Origin of the sequence: Bradyrhizobium zhengyangense, from assembly GCF_022012555.1 — a bacterium.
Classification (GTDB): Bacteria; Pseudomonadota; Alphaproteobacteria; order Rhizobiales; family Xanthobacteraceae; genus Bradyrhizobium; species Bradyrhizobium zhengyangense.
Genome location: NZ_JAKLTZ010000059.1, coordinates 1 through 3,175, shown reverse-complemented (window position 1 = coordinate 3,175; position 3,175 = coordinate 1). Strand labels below are relative to the sequence as shown.

At 63.8% G+C, this 3,175-nt stretch carries 3 protein-coding genes and 1 pseudogene; all 4 read right to left on the bottom strand.

The window, feature by feature from the left end; genetic code table 11:
- Window positions 1–32: 32 nt before the first annotated feature.
- A complete protein-coding gene (locus L6639_RS42760) occupies window positions 33–659 on the bottom strand; it encodes a UPF0149 family protein (RefSeq protein WP_232995571.1) in 627 nt (208 codons plus the stop codon).
- Window positions 656–2,215, bottom strand: a complete 1,560-nt coding sequence (gene tnpC, locus L6639_RS42755) for an IS66 family transposase (RefSeq protein WP_128929539.1) — start codon at window positions 2,213–2,215, stop codon at window positions 656–658. Before tnpC ends, L6639_RS42760 begins: the two co-directional genes overlap by 4 nt.
- Before the next feature lie 50 nt (window positions 2,216–2,265).
- Window positions 2,266–2,620, bottom strand: a pseudogene (tnpB, locus tag L6639_RS42750) (IS66 family insertion sequence element accessory protein TnpB).
- Window positions 2,617–3,090: an IS66-like element accessory protein TnpA gene (gene tnpA / locus L6639_RS43710; RefSeq protein WP_128929538.1), complete on the bottom strand. Its 474-nt coding sequence runs from the start codon at window positions 3,088–3,090 to the stop codon at window positions 2,617–2,619. Before tnpA ends, tnpB begins: the two are co-directional and overlap by 4 nt.
- Window positions 3,091–3,175: the final 85 nt, after the last annotated feature.

Below are 3,175 nucleotides of genomic sequence, written 5' to 3'. Positions count from 1 at the left end.
GTAACCGGTATGAGCTCCCACGTCTGCAGTGATCAGCCTGTGCGAGCGTAGCGGGTCGGCATCCAGTACTGACGCATGGCCTCGACGACGTCCGGAATGTCGGCATGGGCGTTGCGCAGGAATTCCTCGGTCTCGCGGCCTTTCCTTGGTGGTCCAAGCAGTGGACGCCCTTGATCGTCGACGCAATGCAGCAGGATGGGCAGGAGCAAGCCGTGGTGTATGTTGCTGACGTCGAGCAGTGGGCCCCAGGCTGATAGTCGCAACCGCATGGCGGCATGGAATCCCTGACACCACGGCCGCGCATCAACGTCGCCATTCGGCTTGCGGCCATGGACCGGTGCGAACCGATGTGGTGCGGTGGAAAGAACATTACTGATGTCGTTGTGGCGCAGCGCGACGGCCGAAATCGCGGCGAACTCCGGCGTGCCGCCATGGTTGAATGCGTCGGCGTCGATGGCGAGCAGCGGACAGATCCAGTCGAGCGGACTCATCGACACCGGCCCGGCCACGATCGCGGCGACATAGCCGTCGAGCATGGGAAGACTGGTGGCGACGGGATGCTGCTCGGCACGAGCCTGTAGCCAAGGCTCAAGTTCGTCGAGCGGCATCGCGGCTGCCGCCATCGATGATGAAGATGATGAACGGCGGCGGCGGGTCATGCGGCCACCCGTGCGCTGAGCTCGCGGGTCGCCTTCCAGTTCCAGGGGAGAAGTTCGTGCAGCTGGTGGCTCTTGGTCTGACCGGAGACGATGCGCTCCAGCACATCGGCCAGATAGGCCTGCGGATCGAGTTCGTGGAGCTTTGCCGTATTGACCAGCGACGCAAGGATTGCCCAGCTCTCGGCGCCGCCCTCGCTGCCGCTGAACAATGAGTTACGGCGCCCCATCGCAATCGGGCGCATTGAACGCTCGACGGTGTTGCTGTCGACCTCGACGCGGCCATCGCGGAGAAATAGCGTCAGTCCGTCCCAGTGATTGAGCGTATAGTTGATGGCCTCCACTAGCTTCGATTGGGAGAACAGGTGGTCGAGCATCGAGGTCAGTCGCGCCTTCAGCACCTCCATCAGCGGTGCGGACCTGGTGCGGCGGGCGGCAAGCCGCTGTTCGGCGCTCAAGCCACGGATCTCGGCCTCGATGGCGTAGACCGCTTGCAGGCGCTCGATCACTTCGTGAGCGAACGGCGACTGCATCGTCTTGTACACCTCGACGAATTTGCGTCGGGCATGCGCGAGACAAAAAGCCAGCTGGATCGCCCCGCCTTGACCGCGGGCAAGCGCTTTGTAGGCGGCATAGCCATCCACCTGCAGAATGCCGGAGAAGCCGGCCAATTGCCCGGCGATCTCCTCGGTGCCGCGGCCATCCGCAAACACATAGGCGACCGCCGGCGGCGATGGGCCACCCCATGGGCGATCATCCATCGCATGCGCCCAGAACTGGCAGATACGAGTGCGATGTCGTCCGGGATCGAGCACCGGCATCGGCGTCTCGTCGCAGAACAGCCGCGGCGAAGCCTGGATCGTCCGCAGCTGAAGCTCATAAAGACTCTTAAGCCACCATGCCGCACGCTTCACCCAGCCGGCGAGCGTCGCGCGGTCGAGATGAAGGCCCTGACCGGCCAGGATCTGCACCTGGCGGTACAGCGGCAGATACCAGGCGAACTTCGAGATCACCACGTGAGCCACGAGTGCCGTCGATGCCATGCCGCTGTCGATCAGACGCGGCAGCACCTTCGCCTGCACCACGCCGTCGGTGCAGCCGCGGCAGGCGTATTTGGGACGAATCGTGCGCAGTACCCGCAGGATCGCCGGGATCACGTCCAGTACCTCGCTCACATCCTCGCCGATCCGGTGCAGAAGGCCCTGGCAGCACGGGCACGCTGTCGTGTCTGGCTCGAGCACCTGCTCGCAGCGAGGCAAATGCTTGGGTAGCGCGCCGATGTTGCGCCTCGCCTTCTTGCGCGGCTTCCCAGCCGGCTTCGTCGCAGGCAAATCGTCGTTGGCTGGCGCAGGTGATGTGACGCCAGTCGCGAGATCGTCCAGTTCGAGCGCGAGCTGCTCGGCCACGATCGCCGCCAGCCGCTCTGAGCGCTTGCCGAAGATCATCTCCTTCAGCGTCTGCATCGCCACACGTAGCTTCTCGTTCTCGGCGTCAAGCGCGAGCACCATCTCGGCCAGAGCCGCTGCATCGGTCGGAAGAGCTTCGGGACGAATCGCCATGATCGAACGATATATCCGCCCATCACAGGCTCCAGCAAAATCTTCGCCTCTCAGCCGACAACGGCCGGCTGCTTCACAGGCTTGTGTGAAACACGCGTCCACTCAAGTCCGTCGAGCAGCATCGCGAGTTGTGTCGCACTCAGATGCACCACGCCGTCGCGGACCGGCGGCCAGGTGAAGTGTCCCTGGTGCAGCCACTTCGTCACCAGCACCATGCCGCTACCATCCCATGCCAGAAGCTTCACTCTGTCCGCGCGCTTGCTGCGGAACACGAAGATGTCGCCGCAATACGAGGTTCGCGTGCAACGCTTCGCTCACCAGCGCCGACAGCGTGTGCACCGACTTGCGAAAGTCGACTGGCTGTGCCGCCAGCACCACCTTGAGGTCAGACCGTAATGCAATCAACGGATGCCCCGAAGCGCCGATAGCACTGTCGAAAGCGTCGCCAGCTCCACTCCGGGCTCGACCCGGATGCGTGCCCCGCCCAGCTCGATCTCGATCATTCCGCCAAGCTTGCCTGGAGCCGATGCCATCTGCGGCGGCACCTTATGCGCGCACGCTAACCGGTCCGACTCGTCTGCCGTCGCCGGACCGCTCTCGGAAGCGATCCGGACCGGCACGAAGCCTGGCGCCTGAAAGCTCACTGCCGTCGCGAACTTGCGCCGCCACACCGTCAGCAACCCACGGACAACGCCATGGCGCCGAGCGACCTCGGAAATATTGGCCCCTTCCTCGAAGCTCTCGGCCACGATCCGAGCCTTCTCTTCAGCCGTCCAGCGCCGTCGTCGACGCTGCCCTGTGATCACCTCGATCCGACGATAGGAGCCGCTTTCCTGCCTGGCATCAAGCCTGGCTTCATGCATGGCATCTGCCATAGCCCACCTCCAAAAAACAGTTCATGCCAGGCTGTATCGCAGCTCATTCGCGCGATGCCCAGGTGGGGGGCTCATGCCGGTTACA

Bases quoted from the DNA above. Each gene is read 5' to 3' on its own strand.
- L6639_RS42760 (WP_232995571.1), bottom strand. From the start codon at position 659: ATGACCCGCCGCCGCCGTTCATCATCTTCATCATCGATGGCGGCAGCC.
- tnpC (WP_128929539.1), bottom strand. From the start codon at position 2,215: ATGGCGATTCGTCCCGAAGCTCTTCCGACCGATGCAGCGGCTCTGGCC.
- tnpA (WP_128929538.1), bottom strand. From the start codon at position 3,090: ATGGCAGATGCCATGCATGAAGCCAGGCTTGATGCCAGGCAGGAAAGC.